Source organism: Paenibacillus polysaccharolyticus (genome assembly GCF_900102085.1).
GTDB classification, from domain to species: Bacteria; Bacillota; Bacilli; order Paenibacillales; family Paenibacillaceae; genus Paenibacillus; species Paenibacillus polysaccharolyticus.
Genome location: NZ_FMVM01000018.1, coordinates 78,751 through 101,418, shown reverse-complemented (window position 1 = coordinate 101,418; position 22,668 = coordinate 78,751). Strand labels below are relative to the sequence as shown.

General features: G+C 45.7%; 9 protein-coding genes. All 9 read right to left on the bottom strand.

The genetic code is table 11. From position 1 onward, the window contains the following. Window positions 1–136 precede the first annotated feature (136 nt). Window positions 137–1,120, bottom strand: a complete 984-nt coding sequence (locus tag BLQ13_RS23010; RefSeq protein WP_090924021.1) for a LacI family DNA-binding transcriptional regulator — start codon at window positions 1,118–1,120, stop codon at window positions 137–139. A 425-nt stretch (window positions 1,121–1,545) separates the two neighbouring features. Further along, a complete protein-coding gene (locus BLQ13_RS23005; RefSeq protein WP_090924075.1) occupies window positions 1,546–3,219 on the bottom strand; it encodes a ribonuclease J in 1,674 nt (557 codons plus the stop codon). Between the two features lie 162 nt (window positions 3,220–3,381). Then, complete coding sequence (gene rhaA, locus BLQ13_RS23000) at window positions 3,382–4,641, bottom strand: L-rhamnose isomerase (protein WP_090924020.1); 1,260 nt, start codon at window positions 4,639–4,641, stop codon at window positions 3,382–3,384. 14 nt (window positions 4,642–4,655) lie between these two features. Beyond that, window positions 4,656–6,725, bottom strand: a complete 2,070-nt coding sequence (locus tag BLQ13_RS22995) for a bifunctional aldolase/short-chain dehydrogenase (protein ID WP_090924074.1) — start codon at window positions 6,723–6,725, stop codon at window positions 4,656–4,658. A gap of 245 nt (window positions 6,726–6,970) precedes the next feature. Then, complete coding sequence (locus tag BLQ13_RS22990) at window positions 6,971–7,906, bottom strand: glycoside hydrolase family 5 protein (RefSeq protein WP_244159433.1); 936 nt, start codon at window positions 7,904–7,906, stop codon at window positions 6,971–6,973. A gap of 352 nt (window positions 7,907–8,258) precedes the next feature. Further along, window positions 8,259–10,634, bottom strand: a complete 2,376-nt coding sequence (locus BLQ13_RS22985; RefSeq protein WP_244159427.1) for a beta-galactosidase — start codon at window positions 10,632–10,634, stop codon at window positions 8,259–8,261. Window positions 10,635–10,695: 61 nt separating this feature from the next. Next, window positions 10,696–14,022 carry a DUF5107 domain-containing protein gene (locus BLQ13_RS22980; RefSeq protein ID WP_420848960.1) on the bottom strand — a complete coding sequence of 1,109 codons (3,327 nt, stop codon included), beginning with the start codon at window positions 14,020–14,022 and terminating at the stop codon, window positions 10,696–10,698. Between the two features lie 238 nt (window positions 14,023–14,260). Beyond that, window positions 14,261–14,971, bottom strand: a complete 711-nt coding sequence (gene treR, locus BLQ13_RS22975; RefSeq protein ID WP_090924018.1) for a trehalose operon repressor — start codon at window positions 14,969–14,971, stop codon at window positions 14,261–14,263. Window positions 14,972–15,028: 57 nt separating this feature from the next. Continuing rightward, window positions 15,029–22,534: a fibronectin type III domain-containing protein gene (locus BLQ13_RS22970; RefSeq protein ID WP_090924017.1), complete on the bottom strand. Its 7,506-nt coding sequence runs from the start codon at window positions 22,532–22,534 to the stop codon at window positions 15,029–15,031. Window positions 22,535–22,668 lie beyond the last annotated feature (134 nt).

Below are 22,668 nucleotides of genomic sequence, written 5' to 3'. Positions count from 1 at the left end.
TCCACTCTTAGAGGAACCGGTTCCAAATTAGACAAAAAAATAATTCCATACAACCATTGTTGCCGACCGGTGTCATCATTCTCAAACTAAAAACTAGAATGGAACCGGTTCGATGGAATTATCATAAAGGATCGATTTATATTTTGTCAACGCTTTCTCGGGGGATTAATTCAACATCCATAACGGTGTGCTGACTTATACTCTCCCCTTTAACCAGCTTGCTAATATGACTTGCGGCGAGTTTTCCGGCCTGCAAATAATGATATTTTACCGTAGTCAATGTCGGATGAATCATTTCAGTGATATCGTATCCGCCGAACCCGGCTACTGACATTTGCTGCGGGATGCGGACTTTTTGAAAGGACGCGGTTTTCATGACGCCCATCGCAATATTATCTGTCGCTGCAACGATAAGAGAGGGCCTCTTTTCTTGCAAAATCTCCGCTGCCGTAAGCACTGCCTCTGACATTTTGAAGCTCGTTTCATAATACCTCACCGTACAATCACTGCACTCGTCAATGGCACGTTTAAACCCTTGTTTACGATGGATACCTACAGCCTGGTCCTTCTCGCTTACCCCCATGTACACGATGTCCCGGTGTCCTTGTTCCACAACGTACTTGCCCATAAGATACCCGGCTTGTTCGTCGTTGTGAATGAGACTATGCAGTAGCTCATGCTGCTGTCCTACCAGTAACACGGGAAGCTGGATGTCTTCTATGGCCTTCAGGTGTGCATCCGTTATTTCAGCGGCAAGCAGAATGATCCCGGACACTTTTTGTCTGGCAAAATCATAAATAGCATCAATCTCGCGCTGCATATCCTGACTCGTATTGGCAATGAGCATCTGATATTGCAGCCCTCTTAGCTCCTCATCAATGCCGATTAGCGTCTGTGATGTCGCATAGGAATCCAGCCTTGGAACCACTGTACCGATAATGCTGGTCTTTTTGGCTTTGAGACTCTGCGCAAAGGTATTCGGAACATAATTATATTGTTTAATAATACGCTCAATCTTCTGACGGGTATCTTCGCTGACCGAGCCGCCATTCAGGAAACGGGATACGGTACTCTTCGCCACGCCTGCCATTTGAGCAATATCTGAAATCGTTTTATTCATAAGAAACTCCTTCTGGTCTAAATGAATTGCACTAAAAAAGATTTACACATTCACTTCGATGACAGAATAACCTTCCAACCGCTGTTATCCCCAGATTTTATGAACTCCCTTTTCCAAAGGTAAAAATCTGGTGATAAAGGCGGGCGCTCCGCTTTTCCAGGTTTTTTCTGTCCTCTCCGTTTCTGTGTAAATGATTAGTCTACATTATTTATAAAATCATTCATTTATGTATTATAACTCGAATCGTAAAGCTCAGCTAATACGAGCAAGAGTGACACAGTAAAAAAAGCCCGGTTCACGCAGAAGCACACGACGTCGTGTGCTCCATACGAATCGAACCGAGCTTGGTAAAGTCATTTTGTAAACACACACGTATAAAGAGATCAGGAACGGATAGCCTTCCGTTCTGCCAGCAAACATTGAGTTCAAACCTCGATAATAATCGGTAAAATCATCGGCCTGCGCTTGGTTTGTGCATAAATGTAATGGCCGATCTCATCCTTCAGCTTCCGTTTGATCACATTCCATTGATTAACCCCGGCACCTGTTAATTCATCCATGCGGTTAACGACCCGTTCGTGAATCTCCTTCATGAATTGTTCTGAGTCCTTCACAAAAACAAAACCTCTAGAGATGATCTCCGGGGAGGCAACCATTTTTTTTTCTGTTTTGCTAAGCGTGGCTACAATGACTAGCATCCCATCCGATGATAGCTGCCTGCGATCCCGAAGCACAACATTGCCAACGTCACCGATAATAAGCCCGTCCACCAAGCTGTTACCTGAGGCAATCTTCGGACCCAATGAAGCCGTTCCGTCTCTGTATTCCACCATATCTCCATTATTAACGATAAACACATGACTTTGCTCAATCCCAACAGATTCCGCAAGCAACCTGTGCTGATACAACATTCGGAATTCACCGTGAATGGGTACCAAATAATCCGGCTTCATCAGCGTAAGCATCAGCTTCAGCTCTTCCTGACTGCCGTGACCTGATACGTGCATGCCCGCCGCTCCGCTGGAGCCGTAAATTACACGAGCGCCCAGAACATACAGGTTGTCGATGACATGGGCAAGGTTTCTTTCGTTGCCAGGTATAGCTCCTGCTGCAATGATGACCGTATCTCCCGATTCAATGCTAACTTGAGGATGTTTGCCCGCAGCAAGCCGGGACAAAGCAGCCATCGCCTCCCCCTGACTTCCCGTACATAACACTACCACCTGCTCACGCGGAAACTGTCCTGAATCAACGGCCTCAATCAATAGCCCGTCGGGAACGTCGAGATATCCGAGTTCACTTGCAACATTTACGACGTTAATCATGCTTCGTCCAAGCAGTGCAAGCTTGCGGCCAGTCTGAAATGCAGCATTCACGATCTGCTGAACTCTGCTGATATTGGATGCGAAGGTAGAGATAAACACTTTTTGCTTCGCACGAATAAAAGCATCCAGAATATGATCTCCGACAACACGTTCTGAAGGAGTGAAACCCGGCCTTTCGGCATTGGTACTCTCGGAAAGAAGCACATGCACCCCTTGTTTCCCAATCTCAGCCATGCGGTGCAAGTCCGGGAAAGGGCCGTTTACAGGGGACATATCAAATTTGAAATCGCCCGTGTGCACCACATTGCCTGCCGGCGTTTGAAAGAAAATACCCAGACAGTCCGGAATACTGTGACTCGTTGCAAAAAATGAGACGGCGATACTCCCAAGCGTGATCTGCGAGTTTGCATCAATGGTGTGCAGATCGGATTGACGTAGCAGGTTATGCTCTCTCAATTTCAACTCAATTAGACCTCGTGTTAGCCTGGAAGCGTAGACCGGGATATTGATTTGTTTTAAAAGATACGGAATTCCGCCAATATGGTCTTCATGTCCATGCGTGACAACAAGGGCCTTTACTTTATCCTGATTTTCGAGCAAATACGTCACATCCGGCACGATGAGATCAATACCCGGCATCGTTTCATCCGGGAACTTCGAACCACAATCAATCACAATGATATCTTGGTCGTACTGAATCAAATACATGTTTTTACCGATTTCATTCACGCCGCCAAGTGCAGCTATATATAGTTTGTTATGAGCAAATTTCAAAATCCCTTCACCCGCCTCTGTATAGTGATCCTCAATTTCTTCTTGTGTATTTCTAGTATGGAAAGAATCGCCTTGGTTATGCATAACAGCGGATATACGCCAAAAAACCACGTACGGAGCATTCAATCCGACGTGGTTTATAAGATTGCATCATATTAACAATTATGATCGTTGCAAAAGAACGTCCTGCTCATAAGACTTAACTTCTTTAATCCACTGCTCACGGACAGGCACACCTTGCTGAGCACAATAGTAGTCCCATACTGCGCCAAATGGATAGGATTTGAACTCCTCCGTCAAAGCCAGGCGTGTCGTGTAATCTCCATCCAGTTCCGCCTGTTTTAAAGCTTCTACCGGTTCCAGCATGGCTCGCAGCAAAGCTTTAATTGTATTACGGGTGCCGACCACCCATGCCGCCACACGATTAATACTGGCGTCAAAGAAGTCCAGTCCGATATGGGTTGTACCGAGAAGCTCATGACGCACCAATTCACGGGCAATTTCAAGCAATTCGTCATCCATAATAACGACATGATCGCTATCCCAGCGCATCGGACGACTAACGTGAAGCAGAATACCACTCGTAAACAATGCCAGAGAGGACAGCTTGTTAGATATCACTTCTGTTGGATGAAAATGGCCGGCATCCAGGCAGATTAACGTATCATTTTGCAAACCGTATCCCATATAAAACTCATGTGAGCCGACAACGTAAGCTTCAGAACCAAGACCAAACAGCTTGCTTTCAACCGCATCCAGATTATGCTTCGGATTCAGTGGTTCTGCGAATACTTCGTCCAAGGAGTCCTTCAAACGTTTGCGGGGAGCCATCCGGTCAACAGGGTTGTCCTTGAATCCATCCGGCACCCATACGTTGGTCACACAGGTTTGGCCCAATTGTTCGCCGAAATACGCACCAATTCGCCGTGAAGCTTTGCAGTGATCAATCCAGAATTTGCGAATCTCCGGATCAGGATGACTAAGTGTGAAGCCGTCGCTTGATTTTTCATGTGAGAAACACGTTGGGTTGAAGTCCAGTCCAAGCCCGTGCTCTTTCGCCCACTTTACCCAATTTTCGTAATGTCTTGGCTCGATCTGATCCAGTTCCACTTGTTCGTCTGTATCCGCATAGATCGCGTGCAAATTGACTTTATGTTTACCGGGAATGAGTGCAAAAGCCTTCTCCAGATCGGCACGAAGTTCCGCAGGGGTTGTTGCTGCGCCCGGATAGTTTCCCGTAACCGATATACCACCCGTCAGTCCACCTTCCTGGTTGAGAAAACCCCTGACATCATCTCCTTGCCAACAGTGCACGGAGACTTTGATATCCGCCAGCTTGCTCAGCACATCGTCTGTATTGATGCCGTATTGTGCATACAAAGTCTTCGCAGCTTGATACGCTTGTTCTACCTGATTTTGCATCAATCTAACCTCCCTTAACGTGTAAATGCTGCTGGTACACCACCATCAATGGTCAGCATACAACCTGTTGTTTTCTCCGATTTCGATGAAGCGAAGAAGGCAATACCTTCCGCGATATCTCTCGGATAGATGTTAACGAGTAACGTTGTGCGTTTGCGATAATATTCTTCCAATTGATCCGGTTCAATGCCATATGCGGCCGCACGTTCGTTTCTCCATGAACCGTTCCAGATCGCGGAACCTTGCAAAATGGCATCCGGCAGAATAGTGTTGACACGAATACCATATTCACCGCCTTCTGCTGCAATACAGCGAGCCAGATGGGCTTCGAGTGCCTTGGCCGAGCTGTAAGCAGAAGCACTTTTACCTGCATATACCGAGTTTTTGGAGCCGATGAAGACCATACTTCCGCCGATGGCCTGCTCTTTCATCAATTTGAACGCTTCGCGAGCAACCAGGAAATAACCTGTGCCCAGCACACTCATATTCAGATTCCATTCCTTCAATGAAGTTTCGTCAAATGGACTGGATGTGGCCAGGCCCGCATTATTCACGATGATATCCACACCACCGTATTGCAGAGCCGTTTCCGCATAGGCTGCCTGTACCGCTTCTTCATCTGTCACGTCCATCTTGAGCGCGTATGCACGATTGGCACCATATTGATCGTTAATTTCCTGTGCTACCTTCTGCGCGCCTTCCAAATTCAAATCTGCAAGCACAACATGTGCGCCTTCCGAAACGAGTCTGCGTGCTGTTTCACTACCGATACCACCTGCACCACCCGTAATAAACGCTACTTTGCGAGAAAACTCCGTCTCTGCAGGAGCCAGCGACAATTTATATAACTCCAGCGGCCAGTATTCCACATTGTAAGATTCATTCGCACTGAGCGAAACGAATTTACCGAGGCTTGTTGCCCCGCGCATAACTGCAATCGCCCGATGGTACAGCGCACCGCTTACTTGGGACAACGCCCAGCTTTTGCCGGTATTAATCATCCCTACGCCCGGAATGAGAATAACGCGAGGAGCGGCTTCGAACATTACGTCGCCTTCGTTTTTATTGTCCTCAAAATATTGCTTATATTGTGCTTTGTACGCAGCAATGCCTTCCGCCAGCTTGGCTTTCAGTCCGTCAATATCATCCGCATTCGGCGTCCAGTCAATGAACAGCGGCACCACTTTGGTATGCACCAGATGATCCGGACAAGCCGCGCCAACCTGAGACAACTTCGGAGAATCCATTCCACCTGCAAAAGCAAGTACATCATCCTGATCGTCAAAGGACAAAATCATTTTTTTGCTGTCCGACACCGCTCCGCGAATGACAGGCATCACCCGAGCAGCAATCTGACGACGAACTTCAGCCGGAAGTGCAGGATGCTTCACGCCGCCAAACAGATTAGCTTCATTGACACGTGCCTCGATGAATGCTTCCGCTTCATTAATGATTTTGATCGTCTGCGCGTAACATTCCTCAGAGGTCTCTCCCCAAGTCACCAGACCATGTTTCTCCATAAGTACAAGCTCGGCATTCGGATTGGCGAATACGCTTTCAGCAATCATCTTGGACAGTGTAAAACCTGGGCGTACATAAGGAACCCATACAAAACGATCGCCATATATTTCACGTGCCAGCTCTTTCCCGTTATCCGCACAGCAGAGGCTGATAATTGCATCCGGATGAGTATGATCCACGTGTTTGTACGGAAGGAACGCATGTAGCAACGTTTCAATGGAAGCTCGCGGATGTTTCGCATCAATCATGCAATGCCCAAGGTATTCAACCATCTCTTCATCCGACATCGAGTCACGTTCCATGAGGGGGCCGATATCTTCAAGCGCCAGTCCGGTAAAATGTTTTGCTTCCATGGAACCGAGATCCGATCCGCTCCCCTTCACATACATCACTTCGACATCACGACCACGAAAATCCTTTACTGTTGTTTTAGTAGATGTGTTACCCCCATAAATATTGCAGACCCGACGATCCGCTCCGATCAGATTAGAGCGGTAGACTAATTGTTCAAGCCCTGTTGTTTTCTCTGATGCCTTCGCTGCATTCCATAAACTCTGTACCATTTGTTCCCCTCCGATAATGTTTGTTTTCTTCCTTAAACCGAGTTTATCATCTTTGTTTTGTTTTGAAAACAAAAACTTTATCAGGAAAAACAAAAATATACAAAGAATCTAAATAGATATCTCCTTCAACCGTGTTCCTTCTTTAGAAATGTGCAAAAAACAAACAGGACATCGCACTATAGTTCATGCTTTGTCCTGTTCTTTGCCGATCACATTTTGTTTTATTTTTTCATTAAATTTGTTATCTATTGAAATATCCCTGCTTTTGGGGACGTATTTTTGATTCCGTATGTGTCATTAACTACCGTATTGCCATAACTTGTGAGACTTCCGTTCGGACCGGTAGCCAGATCCAGATAACCCAGACCGGAACTGTTGCCGTACCATGACCATGCAAGCCAGCCTACACCCTTCTCTTGTCCATATCTCATAATGGCATATTCATCCACATCACCATTTGTGTGATATCCACCGAACTCACCAATGATTACTGCAAGTCCTTTGTTCAGCACATTCTCCATATTAGCTTTCACCGTTGCCGCATCCTTACCTGCATATTCATACATATGAATGGAAAACACCGTATTTTTGAGCGTATCTGTTGCGAATACGCTTTGACCATAATCGACAATCGATTGTGGATATTGACCCCAGCCTGCAGCATCAACAATCAATGTATTTTTGATGCCTGCGTTTCTGAGCTTCGGAATAGCCTTTTTGTAACCGTCTGCCCAAGCGCTGCCGTTCCAGGTTCCATACCATTCGTTGGCGATATTAACGATCACTCGATCTTCCTTTCCAATCAACGCTTCTTTGATGCTGATCCAGTAATTCACGGCTGCATCCAGCGAGTTATAATCGTCTTTGCCTGTTGCATCATGCACTTCAAGCACGGCGATCATCTTATTCTGATTGACCAGATTAATTATGTTTTTAACTGAATTCAGATCATCTTTGGTGTACAGTGTTCCATTCGAGAGAACAATTCGTACCGTGTTGGCGCCTGTTTTCGCAATAGCAGGTATGGCTGTATTCAGATCGTTTTTGAACCAGGAATGGCCGTGATTGATTCCCCTCATGACAAAAGGCTTGCCCGTCGAGTCATATAACTTGTTCCCGCTTACATAAAAACCGGATGCAGCAGCTGCCTTGGGCGTAACACTCCCCAGAGCCATGAACATGAGCGCAGCAATCAACGTAAAGATCGTACATTTCTTCAGATTGACCATTCGTTTGAAACCTCCTGTTATGTTTTTATTTTAATTCACTTTGCACTAACAAAGCGAATCAAAACCATGAGCGTATTTGCACCTTCGGTGAACAAAATCTTTTCAAATTAACTTTAGAAGCAAAATCAATATAAAGTTTTTAAATTAAATAAATTACTGTCTAAATAAACTTATCGTTAAAGTAATATATTTATCTTAAAATGAAAACGCTTACCAGTCAATTATTTTTTCCATTTTCAGGTTTGTTTGAACAATAAAAAGACTTTTACTCCATACGGACAGAGTAAAAGTCTTTGGAACACACTCAGGAAAACTTTAGAGCCACTCGGTAATGCGGTACAATTCGAATGTGCTCAAACCTGCCCAGTTCTACACCGTGGAACCTCTCCACATACGCTTGATTCACAAAATGCTCTGTCTTTCCCTTACGAAGAGGTGTTATTAATAATCTCAGAGCGTGGTCATGTAATAAATGCCGGGATTGCTTCAGTCCAATGTTCCAAGTATGACCATACTGGATATGATCCGTCAATAACTGTTGATGAATGTAGGCTGCCGCCACATCCCCTTCATAATCAATCTCCACAAACAGGTCATGAACCTGTTCAGGCCAGCACGTATTTATTTTTAAAGAAGCTGCATGCTCTTTCGGATAATTGATCTCCACTTCCGGCTGATATACACATACCTGCAAAGTATAGGTTACAAACCACTGTTGCTGCTGCATCCGGGAGATGATTGTATATTCAGGGGCCGTTATCCTCTCAGGTGCAGGATATATGGAAACCTCAAACTCACTCTGTCCAACAGACGTGCTTATCAACTGCTCATTTTGTTGATATATATGACTGCTACTGATCACCAATCTTTTTTCTCCACCTAGTTCAAAAAGATAACTTTGCAAGGCTTCCTCACGCGTTAACGTAACGATACGAATCACTTTCCCATCCATCGTGCTAACACTAAAGCCATCATTTTTGCCAGCCACCGGATGAAGGACGTACTTCCCATCCTGTTCACGGACTGTACCTGCTGTCATTTGCACACTTGCTACAGAGGATGCATCAATTACATATTCGGGAGTCATGCCTTCATGAGCATAAAAGACAGCCGTAAGCTCCTCTTTTACCTGAAATTTAGTCAGAGGTTGAACCGTAGCACTTATAAGCTTTATCCCCCCGAGATCCAGATGAAAAGGCAGGATTACTGCTTTGCCAGAATTCAATTGCATAGTGCCCTCTTCATAAGGAAATATCGCATTTCCTTGAGAGGTAAGAAGCTCCAGTCGAATGTCACGCGCTGGCATTTGAATATGATCCTGATAGTTATTTATAAAAAGAAACCCTGCTCCTGACCGCTGGCGGACCGACCAACGAAGATCCAACGTATTTTCTGGCGCAATAGTCAACTGATCCTCAGAAACGACACACCCCATCGGTGCCAACTGCTCCCCATATGCCTCCAAGAACATGGACAAACTCCGGATTCGATCATACGATTCTCCGATACGTCCAAACTCTCCAAGGGGGGCTTGATAGTCGTACGTCACCTTCGGTAATCCTCGTTCGTTCATGTACGTTTTGCAACCAATGGGATTGGAACCTCCGTGATACATATAATAACCCACCATATTGCTACCATTCGCCAGCTTAACAATAGTCATCGCCTCTACACTGTCTGCATCGACCACAGGGCGGGCATGATAACTAACCTGCATTCCGCCGGCAAGTTCGCAATAGGCTGCTGGGTACTGTTTACTATCATAATCCACTTCTTCTGCCGGATTTAGATGCAAGTCACGAAACAGATACTCCCCGCTAGGTGGCTGATTAGGTACCCAAGGGGTATAAGCATATCCTGCAAGCATTGGTAGCGTACCATGAGCGGGAACTGCCGCTTTCCCCCAAGCAGTCGCCGTGTAAAACATCGGTTTCATACCCGCATTTTCCGCAATACGGCGAAGCAGCTCCATATGTTCTTTTCCATCACGTCCTGAAGAGATATATTTATCCTGCGAATAACCCCACGAATCCATTGGCGCACCAGCATGCATATATTCATTCTCCAGCTGGATACCGATAATCGGCCCGCCATCTTGATAAAAACAGCCTTCAATCTGACGAGTAATCTCCTGATAAAACCGTTTCGCATAGAATAAATACCCCTCGTCATTAGAACGGACCTCAAATGCATAGTTGAACAGCCAATCCGGCAAACCGCCATTCCGAACTTCTCCGTGACAGAACGGACCAATCCGAAGAATTAAAGCCAGCTCATGTTTACCACATAACTCCACAAACTGCCGCAAATTCAAGTTACCCGACCAATTAAACTCTCCCTCTTGCTCCTCATGAAAATTCCAAAAGATATAGGTTGCTACGATATGCACTCCCCCTGCTTTCATCTTCAACAATTCTTCTTCCCATTGAAGATAAGCAAATCTTGAGAAATGAAATTCCCCGACGACCGGAATATACGGTTTATCATTATGCATCATATAAAAATTAGTGAAATCATAGGACTCTCCGCGCGTGTTGTAACCTCCATAGCCTTCCATGTGGCCCGGTTGGATCAGTTTATCCTCGGCTTCCAATGTGAAGCGAATACAACGATGTGAACAAAACTTGTCATCTGGTTCGTTGATGTGCTTACACATATCGGCGTTTATCTTATCTTTCATATTGGGAGATCAACTCTTTCTTCAATAAAATAGGCAGGATGTCACGATGTGAAAATCCAATTTAAATTCCTTTTGCCAAAAGCAAAAATGCCTGCTGATGATTTGCATTGTTTTCCAGCACTCGTTGCAATTCCTGTGAAGCTTCCTGTTTCTTACCCAGACCGAGGAGGCCTAAAGCCCGCATATAATGGCAGTGCTCTTTATTTCGCTGATCCAGATCATCATCGAATACAAGGAAGTCTGGCAAAGATACGGCAAAATAATCGATCTGAATGGAGTCATGCATATGCCGTTCGGCGTAATCAATCAGTTTGTTAAAACGTCTGTTTGTTTCCTTGGTATTGCCCAGTTTCTGCCAGGAAAGTCCCTGATAAAATATAGATTCGGGTGGCTGGTCGTTATAAAACATCGCACTTGCTGGTTCATGCAAACCTGTGCAAGCTCTGCGGAAGCTCTCTTCAGCGGCAGCAGTCTGCTGCATCTGTTCATATGCACAGCCCAGAACATAATAAAGTGCATTGTCTGCACTGCCCGCAAGCTTGCCTTCCCCCAGATTTTCAGGATACTTCTGAGCCCGAAGCAACAATTCTATAGCTTCTTCTGGATGCTTTTCCGTGAGTTTTTGCTTAGCAAGTTCCGTCAGAGCCGTCACATACTGACCCGTAACTTTACCTTCTCCGCCCTCCCATGGATGAAATGTTCTTGTTTGCAGTGCATTGTAAGCCTCCTGATGATGACTTAACATATTCAACAACGTAACCCACTCGATGTATAAGTCATCCCGTTGATGTACCAGCTCCATGTGAGACTCAAACCGCTGCAATCGTTCTGCTGGAGAGCATCCCAGCTTCTTCTGTAATTGATCCAACTCGTAGAATACACGGGCATCCTGCGGCTCCAGCCGAAATGCTTCCTCCAGCGAAGTCAACGCTTTATCAGGCTGATTCACCTTGTTGTAATAAGCCAGACCTAGATTTCGGTGTACCGTAGGGAAGGCCAGGTTTATTTTACAAGACATCTCCCAGTGGTTTATCGCATCCTCGTAACGTTTGTGGTCGTAGAGCCAGTTACCCATATAATAATGTGCATGTGCATCCTCTGGGTCCGCTTCAAGCGCATCTTGAAGAATCATGCATTCGAACGGTGTATTCGGAAAACAATATTCCGTCCCTGCGGCACTCGCCTGTGCCTGACATTGAGATGCCTGATCCAGTTGATGCAACTGCCGATACAGATATGCCTGAGCATAACCAAGCATCGGGTATTGTCTAGTCAAATCGGATTCTATTGAGGAAAGTACACTTCGTGCTTCCTCCCACATGCCACTCTCTGCATAATCTGCAGCCAAGTGCAAGTAATTGTGAACATCCCCACTCATCATCCGCAAGAAATATTCCTTCTTCGCCTGCTCAGCAGACAATAACATCAGTTCATATGCCGTGCCATATTCCATCGGGTCTATATCCAGCGTTTCACGAGCAAACGAAATGGCTTGTGAGTTACACCCCGTTTTTCGAAGCAATGATGTCTTCAAGTGACGTGCTTTGAGATTTCTACTGTTTCGAATTAGCGCACATTCAATATGTTCGAGTGCCTGTGCATACCGATCCTGAGCTACATCAATCTGGGCGAGAGTGAAATATCCGATATCCTGAAACTGTGCTGACCAAACGGATTTATATATTGCATCATAGGCTTCTTTCATCTTTCCTTGAAGCTTCAAACTCAAACCAAGCTGGTAATAAGCCTCACTATCATACGGATTGGTGTTTTTCCATGTGAGGGACTGAACGGCCTGTCTAAAATGAGTCTCTGCCTCCTGAAATAGGCATCTTCGTAAGAGCAAAGTCCCATATGCAACGTTCAGGCGGATATCAGTCCGATCACGTTTCAGTCCTTCTAGATAATATAATTCCGGTTCATAGGTTGCATGACGATACTGCTCCAGATGAAGACCTGCGAGATAGAGCTGTTCGTTGGTCTGGATCTCTGAGGGGAGCGGTAGCGGCTTCGCAGGATCAGGCACTTCCTGAATGCGCGTCTGCTCTGGCTGATACGCCACAAGTACTCTTCCCTCTTTTGTACATACACTCAGTTGTAATTGATGCCATTCTTCCTCTTCATTCCATGGGAATGTACCTGTATAAGATTGTGTTGGCGAGATATCGCATATGTCTTCAAAATAATTCCCTTCAGCACCCTTTACTTTAATAGAGACTTTCTCATAATTAGCTGTCGCGTAAACCAGAATCTTGGCCGTTCCCGTCTGCTTATCCAGCGCCAGATTAACCGCTGCGTCAATCGTTGCATTTTTTACTACACCGACATCTTTGTAAGGCATGAAATATTGAGTAAAAGACTTGCTTTCATATGGCTGTAGCCAACTAAAATCAGGCTGATTATCCGTAAAAATACCTGTCATCAGTTCAATATACGGCCCATCTTCATCCGTCAATTGCCTGTCCCATGCTTTGCCGAAATCCCCATTACCCCAGGTCCATTGTTTCTTGCCTGGTGAGATATGATGATTGGCAACGTGTAACAGCCCTGCCTGTAAACGATGATCATATCCACCTACGAAGTTATATTCGGACTTGTATGCCATGTAGGAAGTAGGCACCGGAATATTCTTGTACCGCGAAATATCTACCCCCTCCGAATAATCCATCTTATAATACGTTCCTGTAGCAATGGGAAATCGGGAAACATCACGTTTACCATGATCCAGTACGGCGTTTACATCTGGTGGAAACACAGATTGCGTATCATCGTTCACAGCGACCGCTGGATTAGCCCACCATAGAAACGTCTGGGGTTCACTTGTCCGATTGTATACTTGGGAATGAATCTCCAAGTAAGCTCTCCCGGGATACAAAGTAAAACCCGTCGTCACCTTGGTACCGTACATCCGATCGATCTCACTCACCCATACAGTAGCGCTCCCGTCCTTATTGCTACTATGCGTACAATCTACCTTGCCAAATGTGTTTGGCCTATGGTGCTGTGGCCAGTTAAATTCAATGCCTCCTGATATCCAAGGCCCTGCAAGTCCAACCAAAGCAGGTTTGATCACTCGGTTGTAATAGACGAAATCATACTGGTTCGTTAGATCCAGCGCACGATAGATACGGCCACCGAGTTCTGGCATGATCTCAATGCGGACATATTCGTTTTCAAGAATAATCAATCGATACGATTGCAGTTTCGCCTCATTCTCGATTCGATCAATGACGGGATAAGGATATACCTTACCCGAACTGCCCTGATAGATTCGTTTTTCAAGAAACATTGGATTTTTATCGGGTTTACCTGTGCTATAGGTTGGAATGTCTCTATTCTCTTCCCAGATCCGAACGGACGTCTCTGCACTAACCTGCTTCAATTCCAAATTCGCTCACTCCTTGCTTCGAGATAGGATGATCATACGCTTAGATAAGCAAGACTGACATTGACATTTAACGGTTATTGATGGACGATCTTCGGATCATGACTGGAATGTTGCATGGCAAAAAGAGTACCCGATCACCTCTGATTACAGTGACCTGATACTCTTTTTTTCTGTCGACATTAGGTTATGTCTTCAATTACTGAATACGCATTACATATATTCTACCTTTCTACCCCGTTTACTTGCGTCTGGCAAAGTCTACAAATGTGAACTTGTCCGGTCGATGCCGTGATTCCGTATACTGGAACTGACTAGTATCTTCTAGATACACCTGACTTCTCACGACAACAACATTGTGAAAACCGTCAAGATCAAGTAACTCGCGATCCTCAGCCGTAGGCTCCTCCACCAAAATTTCTTTCTTGGCATAAGAAATCGATAGCCCAAGCTTCTGTTCAATATACTCATAGATGGAGTCATTACAGATTTCCTGGTTCAGCCCCGGGATTAAGCGCTGACTGATGTAGTCTTTGTCCAGAATGACATGTTCTCCATCCACAATGCGAACACGATTGATCTGCCACACTTGTTCATTCAGACCAAAGCTGGTCTTTTGGCTGAGCGTCTGATCAATCCCTTGTTCCGCAAACAGCTTCACAACCGTTTGTGCGCGGTGTCCCATTTTTTGTGCGAGCTCCTTAAAGCTAACGAGACCTGACACGGGAAAATCAATTTTACGGATATCCAGTACAATGGAACCCTTACCTTGAATCTTCTGAATGTAACCTTCTTCATATAGCATTTTCAGTGCTTTACGTATCGTTTCTCTGGATGTTTGATATCGTTCTGATAAATCCAGTTCTGATTGAAGCAGTGTGCCCGCTTCAATGTCTCCGTTCCGAATACGTCCAGCGATATCTTCGTATATTCGGATAAATTTATTATTCATTTTTCATCACCATAATTCATTACCTTTTTTGAAACCAATCATAACATTAAAACCAATTCAAAGGGAATCTGCGTCGCTGGCAATAACCTGCATCAGTTTATTCAAACGGAATATTAACGCGGCCGCTTCAGCTCTACTCAACGCTTGTAATGGGCGGAAACTGCCGTCCTCGTATCCGTTAATCATATAGATACCTGCTAACTCCGCGACCTCCTCCTTGGCCCAGTTGGAGACATCGACCTGGTCAGTGAATGTCTTATGTGAGGTGATCGGCTCGCTTCTAATCTGATGAACCACATTGGCTATAATTTTGGAGGCTTGCTCGCGAGTCACCAGAGCATGTGGAGCAAATTTTCCATTCCCCATACCTTGTACAACATCACGCTCGGCTGCTGTGTTGATCTCAGGTGCAAACCAATCCGTCTCATTCACATCCTGAAAAACATGTGATGGTTTCAACGAGATATCCAGCCTCATTAAACGCACAATAAGTGCTGTAAACTCTGCTCGAGTAATGGGACGACGCGGTTCGTAACGCGTTGAGCTTACCCCCTGTATAATATTGTGCTCAGCAAGCCAAGTAATCTGGTCTTTATTAAACGTTTGGTCAATATCTAAAAAAGCAACTCGCCTACTTGTTATTCCTCCAGGCTGAGTATTCGTTGTATCCTTATCTTTTTCCTCATTCTTGTCCTTGGAATTTTCATCCTGATCTTTTGAATTAGTTGTACTGGTGTTATTTCCTGCACTTCCACCGTTCGATGAAACTACTGGAACCGAAATGGTTACTGCTGCTGCGCTTTTCTTCTCACTTGCCTCACCAGCCGTATTTTCCGTCCACGCTGAAATCTCATAATGACGTTCTGCATCTAAGCCTTTCCAGACATATTCTCGCTTTTGACCGCGATAAATCTCCTGATCCTTATAAGCGATGACAACAATCTCATTTTGGGTTTCCAATCTCCACGTGAGCAGGATATGATCAGGCCCTTTGGCGGTGGCTGTAATCGATTCAAGCAACGAGGGTAACATTTCAAATTCCCGCACCTTCATGCCTTCACCTTCACCGGCCTCATTATAAGGAATAATACTAAAATCATCATATTTTGCAGCACTAGTCAATCCGGAGATTTGAAGCGACGTTTCAGCTGTTGTTCCGACTACTTCTTTATTTTGATAAATCCGATAACCCTCTGCACCGGGTACAAGTTCCCAAACGAGCGTCGCACCAGATACGGAACGGTCCTGCACAATTGGCGGTACATTTAACTTACCAGGTAAAGTCACAGCTTGCAGCATAAATCCGTCATCACTTGTGCCCGAAGCGTTGATCGCTCGAATAACATAGTTGTATCGTGTTCCGCGCTCAAGATCCGTATCTTCATACCTTGTCTCCTTAGCGCTAATACGGGCAATCTCCAGACCATTCCTTTCAATTGAAAACTGCTCGGCACCAGCCGCACGTGTTTCTTCCAATAGAAGATGTACTTGATCCTTGGTGGCTTCATAGGCTACTTTTATCGGGGAACCCGGCTTGGTTAAGAGGGAATAGCTTCTTTTTTCCGATGCAGTCTGCTCACCATTTTCCGTGTATACCTCAAGCTGATATTGTTTGCCCGCCTCCAGTCCATCAACTACATATTCTTGATTCCGTCCACGATATTGCTCCACACCATCCAATACAATCACAAACGTTTCGTTAGGGTAGGAAAAGTCCCACTCCAGTTTGATATGATCAGATTCTGGAAAGACTCTCATATCGAGCGAATCAATGCGTGGCAATGTATAAAAAGGGGCAACCACAATTGCGGCGCCTTCTCCTGCCGAGTTGATCGGAATGACTTTAATTTTGTCGTACACCTCCGCACTACTCAAATTCGTTAACCTGAACTCAGTCGTGTTCGCGTCATCTAATCTAGTAACTTCCTCATTATTAATGCGAACAATGTAACCTTCTGCCCCCTGTACCTTAGGCCAGACCAGTACTGCATCTTCTTCCCCAATCTCTTGTGCACTCAACACTTCATCCACCGTTGCTGGCAAGGTTCTCACATCAAGGTTAAATCCGGTTTCACTCTCGCCCGATGTATTAAATGTATGAATGGAATAAGTATAGCGCTCTCCAGGGACGAGCCCACTGTCTTCAAACTGCTTTTGATCTGTCTGATTTGCAGAAATTCTGGCAATCTCGACACCATCCCGCCGAATGATAAATTGCTCCACACCTCGAACAGAAATTTCTGATAAATCCAGCTTGACTGACCGATCTGTGAACTGCTCTACACTGGCAGTCTGCGGCGCTAAAGGCTTCGTTAACGTTTCAATCTGAACAGGTTTGGAGCGCTGTCCCTGCTCATTTACAGCCACAATTTCTAATCGATACAACGTGCCGTCCTCCATACTCACGAGATGTGCATGAGGCTCAGATACACTTGTGACCTCACCTGTGGCCTGGTTTCGAATTTCATAGGCAACAGCCCCAGTGACCGCTTCCCAGCTTATGTCTTGTGAATAGGTTCCTGAAATCACTTCAATCGTGTCTGTTGTGAGCGGTAGCGTTTGTGTCATCGTTCTGATCGTCAACGGTGCACCGGTACCGCTTGCATTCACTGCACGGATAACGTAAGTGTACATTGTGCCCGGTTTCAAATGTTCTTCTACAAACTGAGTTTCACTTGCTTCCATACGAGCCACTTCTCGCCCATTACGTTCAATGATATATTGATCAGCTCCACGTACACCCGTATCAGTAAAATCGAGTGAAAGCCCATTCTCGGTTACGTCACGTACATCCACCTTCTCCGGTTTAATCGGCAATGTCAGAAACGATACTTCTGTCGCTTCAGAACGGGAGGACTGCCTGTTGACCGCGAATAGTCTATAATGATGCCATCGCCCAGCTTCAAGCCCTGTAATTACGGCATCTGTATCCATGCCTCTGTATACTTCTTTATCCTCTTGCAATATGACATATTCAGAAGCTCCCGGAACGGCAGACCATGACAAGCGGGTGACATGTACATCTGGTTGCATCTTAATGTTCGTTGGACGACGAGGTTTGGACAATCGCACAAGCTCTGCTTGTGCACCAGCACCCGCTGCGTTTACCGCTTGCACCTGCAATGTGTATTCTTGGCCGGGTAACAATCCCTCCGCTCTATATTCGAGATCGGACGTTCTGCCTGTCTCTGCACCATTAATCATAACGATATACATCTCTGCTGTAGGAACGGCTTGCCAGCGAATACCGATCTGCGTTTCTTCCGTTAAGCTGACCTGCAATCCTTCCGGCCTCCTTGGCAGCGTCAGAACAGTGCTCGTTACGCCCTCACTATACCCCGCAGCATTCCCTGCTTGCACTTCATACGTATACAGATTGCTACCTGACAGGTTCTTAACAGTCAACTCTGTACCCGACATCTCGTATGTTTGCCCATCAATGGTCACGCGGTATTTGTCTGCTCCAGCCACAGCTTCCCAACTCAACGTCGCTCCCTGTTCCGTAGCCCTTACAACGTGAAGTCCTATTGGACTTTTGGGAATAGTTAGTCCCGTTATTGAACTACTCATTCCATGCCCAGCTCTGTTTACCGCCCGAACTTCCAGTTGGTACGCTGATCCCGGATTCAGATTTGTCAGTGTCCATGCATTCTTGTCAGCTGTAATCTCGCCCACTTTCTCTCCATTACTCCATACCTCATAAGCTTCTGCTCCATGAACGGCTTCCCAGTTCAGAGGCAAACTTGAGTGCGAGGCATCCGTGACGTGTAAACCCGTCACCTGCGCAGGCAACGTTCTTAGTAATGGTAAACTCGCATAAGGACCTGAGCCTGTTTCATTTTCTGCAACAACGGTATAACTGTAATCTGTTCCACTTTCGAGTCCAGCATCCTTGAAGGAGAGTTCCCCTCCCTCGTAGATCGTATCTCCGTTACGTGCAAGTGCATAATACGTAGCCGATGTTACGGACTCCCACGTCATGGAGATATCATGCTCACGAATCTGCACTGCTGCGAACTCACCCGGAGCGGCAGGTAGACTCATAAATGCGGCTACACAACTTGCACCAGCACCACTCGCATTCATAGGCGTAACAGATATCGTATGAACCATTCCGGGAGCAAGATTGCTAATGTAAGGAAGACTTTCCGGATCAGTGATGGTTTGTTCAAAAACGATTCTTCCGTTAGAATCCGTAGCCGTCACCCGATATGCTGTGGCTCCTTGTACGTGATCAAAGTCTACTTTAGCCAGACTTGGCTCTGCGTCCACTTTTTGTATGCGCACCTCAGTTGGAGATGGCGGTAAAGTTAAAACACTCACAATCGCCGGCTCACTTACACCCGTATGATTTCTTGCTCTCACTTCATACTCATAAACTCGCCCTCCGCTCAATGTGTCATTAACTAGACTATTGTTCGGATATTGCAGTGTCCAGGATTGCCCGGTCGTTCTATTTTTGATTTCATATTGGTAACCTGCGTTGTAAGTTTCACCTGAAGGTAAATCAGCTATTAGTGTTACCGATGTTTCACCAACCGTACTCCACTGGACTTGAGTTGGTTGATTAGGCTTCCGTTGAATTCGATAAGGAGAAGATGTCACCTGAACGGTATTGCCTGCTCTGTCAGCGGTCTTGGCATGGATGTACCAAGTACCTTCAGACGATATGGATATGCTCTGCTGATCGGATTCAGCCTCCAGCCAGTCTCCTTGAGCTTCTGCCTGAGCTGTGATCTGATAGAAACGTTGTGTTCCATCTATGCCAGAATGGCTGTCTGCGAATTGTACGGTAGCCGTTATATTTTCATCTGTCCAAGCCGCTCCCTCAGGAGTAAAGCTAATATTCGGTAGAGTTTTATCCACATACACCGTCCTGCTGACTTCTCTGCTCACATTACCGACTGCATCTTTGGCCCGAGCATAGATTACAGTTGCTCCATCTGTATTTACTGTACCTTTATTTCCGGTCGTATATGGCTCATTTTCCAATCGATATTCATATGTAATTTTTCGATCATCCACACTTCCAGCGATCGTAAACTGTACAGCTTCTTTACTCCAGCCGGGTTGGCTCAACGAGATCTCCGGTTCTGTCGGAGCCGTCTTGTCGATCCGAGCCGTGGCTTGCGCTAACATACTTACATTGCCTACGCGGTCAAATGTACGAGCATAAACTACAGTTTCACCTTCATCTTTAATCGTGACCTCACCTAAATAATCTAACCAAGGCCCGTGTTCTGTTAACCGATACTGCGTTTTGCTTGTCCCGCTTCCTTCATCTGTACCACTTGTAATGACAAAAGATACATCCTCTCTCGTCCAGTCGGCTTCGCTTAATTGGATCACAGGTTGTTCAGGTGCTGTTTTGTCAATTCGGGCAACGGTTGACGTCAATGCACTTACGTTCGAAGCTCGATCTATACTGCGTGCGTAAATTGCGGTTACGCCCTCATCTTTCAGAATGAACGGTGTTTTGTAATCGATCCATTGTGTACTCTCACCAAGTTTATATTGTGTTAAGGCGATACCACTTGCATCATCCGTACCTTCCGTCAAGGTAACGACAACCGATTCCTTCGTCCATTCCGCTGGATTCAAGGAAATCAACGGCGGGGTTGGAGCCGTCCGGTCAACTCGTGCAGTCACACGGCTTTCCTGACCCAAGTTCCCGAATGCATCCACGCTCCGTACTGTGATTGTTGTACTTCCCTCATCGTTCATCGTGAATGGCCCGGTATATTCTCTCCATTCACCAGTGAGGCCAATCTTCACTTCCGTCTTCTGGGTTCCACTCCATTGATCCGTCCCCGCTTCAACCGTGACAAGAACCTCTTCTTTTGTCCACGTTGAAGGGGTGAGGGTAATGGAAGGAGCAGAAGGTCCGGTTGTATCTTTCATAATCTGCCCTGCCAAGACAAAGGCTGTCTGAATACCTTCAGCATTCAAAGCTGCTACATGCAGTTCATAACGTCCATCCTCCAGTCCTGTTAAGGCTGTAGTCATCGAGGTAGAAGTTGTCGTTGATGATTGAAGCACTTGTCCATTCACATTGCGGATTTCCGTTTTGTATCTGGTACCGGCAGGATTACCGTTTGTAGTCCAGCTGGCTGTTACGTTATTTCCGATTTGTGAAGCAGCAACATCCGCAGGTGGATTCGCAAGTGTGTATTTGGAGGATGTAGCTGAGTAGCCCGTATAAGCACCGCTTGAATTTTTCGCGCGTACGGCAAACGAATAACTTGTATTGGGTGTTAGACCCGTCAGCTGTCTCGTGTTGGATGTGCCTGTATCGTAGGTCTGATTCGTTGTCATATTTTTCAGTTCATACGTTACAGAAGCATCATTTACTCTTTTATCCCAGTTCACCGTCAGATTATTATTATTCACCAGGGTATACGTCGGAGTTCCGGGTACGACAAAACTTCTGACCAAGAAGTTAACTGTTCCCGCGGAGGATACTCCGCCCTTATCGTCCATAACCCATACTTGCAAGTAATGAGATCCGTCCGGCAAGGTATCAGGCAAGGTATAGCTGGTGTTAAAAGCCTGGTTCGAACCTGTTGCCGTTATTTGCGTCAGAACATTCTCAGGCCCGCCGTCAATGGACCACTTGACCGTTAACAGATCGCCTGCGTCGTTATCCCGTGTTGTACCTGAAATCTGCAACTGTTCCCCTTTGTAATACGTTTGACCTGATGCAGGTGCTGTTAATGTAAAAGAAGGCGGAACGTTTTGTGGCCCAATGCCTACAATGGTTGAAAATTTCCGTGATCCCTGATTACCCGTTGATCTCGCGTCCCACCAGAACTGAGCTGCAGTATCACTCGCATTCACGATCTGTCCAGGTGTATAGGCTGATGGAGCTGAGCCCCCTGTCAACTGGGCACTATCCGGGCTTTGATATTGTCCCATGAATACACGGTCAGCATTAACGACGTTGTACGTGTTGGCATAAAAAGCCGTCACCTGTACGCCTCCGCTATAATTGCGCCACCCGTTCTGAATGACTTCAAAAGGAGAAGCATCGTTGCCGTTCACCATCGTATCCCAATAAAAAGTCCCCCCAAGATTCAGCGCTGAGCCGCTTCGATTTATCGCTTCCAGTTCCACCTTCATATATCCGCCTTGAGATGTCGCATTTACGATGGAGACTCGCAAAATATACTCTACATTGTCTTTTTGTCTGGACATCTCGATGACATTGTTGTTAATTCGATAATAATTCAGCGGCAATGATTTGAAATTGATTGCTGTGCCATGATGGTCAATAATCGTCGATACATTACCGGTGTCACCTCCGTAAAAAACGTTCGTACTTGGTAGTAATACGATTCGGTATTTTCCATCATTGTTCATCTCCACTTTCACTTTGGAGGATTGTACCGCCTTTAATGAAGATGTATCGGATACCACCCCAATATTCTCTACCGTTGCTGCCATAGCCGTGCCCGCTTGGCTCCATTCAGGTATCCATGTCTGAGGCGACAATAGTGCAAACGCCAGCATCACTTTAGACATTTGCTCCGCTTGCTTTTTCAACCGTTTTCTTGAGTTTTTCAATACCTTGCTCTCCTTCTTGTGCACACAAAAAAAGGAGGCACCCCAACCAAGGAACAATGTCCTGAGTTGGGGTGCCTCCCCTAAAGTGTTATTTTTTATTGATTATAACGATTCGGAAATCGAATGTAAATACC

Coding starts and splice junctions, on each gene's coding strand:
- BLQ13_RS23010 (WP_090924021.1), bottom strand. CDS start 1,120: ATGAATAAAACGATTTCAGATATTGCTCAAATGGCAGGCGTGGCGAAG.
- rhaA (WP_090924020.1), bottom strand. CDS start 4,641: ATGCAAAATCAGGTAGAACAAGCGTATCAAGCTGCGAAGACTTTGTAT.
- BLQ13_RS22995 (WP_090924074.1), bottom strand. CDS start 6,725: ATGGTACAGAGTTTATGGAATGCAGCGAAGGCATCAGAGAAAACAACA.
- BLQ13_RS22990 (WP_244159433.1), bottom strand. CDS start 7,906: ATGTTCATGGCTCTGGGGAGTGTTACGCCCAAGGCAGCTGCTGCATCC.
- BLQ13_RS22985 (WP_244159427.1), bottom strand. CDS start 10,634: ATGAAAGATAAGATAAACGCCGATATGTGTAAGCACATCAACGAACCA.
- treR (WP_090924018.1), bottom strand. CDS start 14,971: ATGAATAATAAATTTATCCGAATATACGAAGATATCGCTGGACGTATT.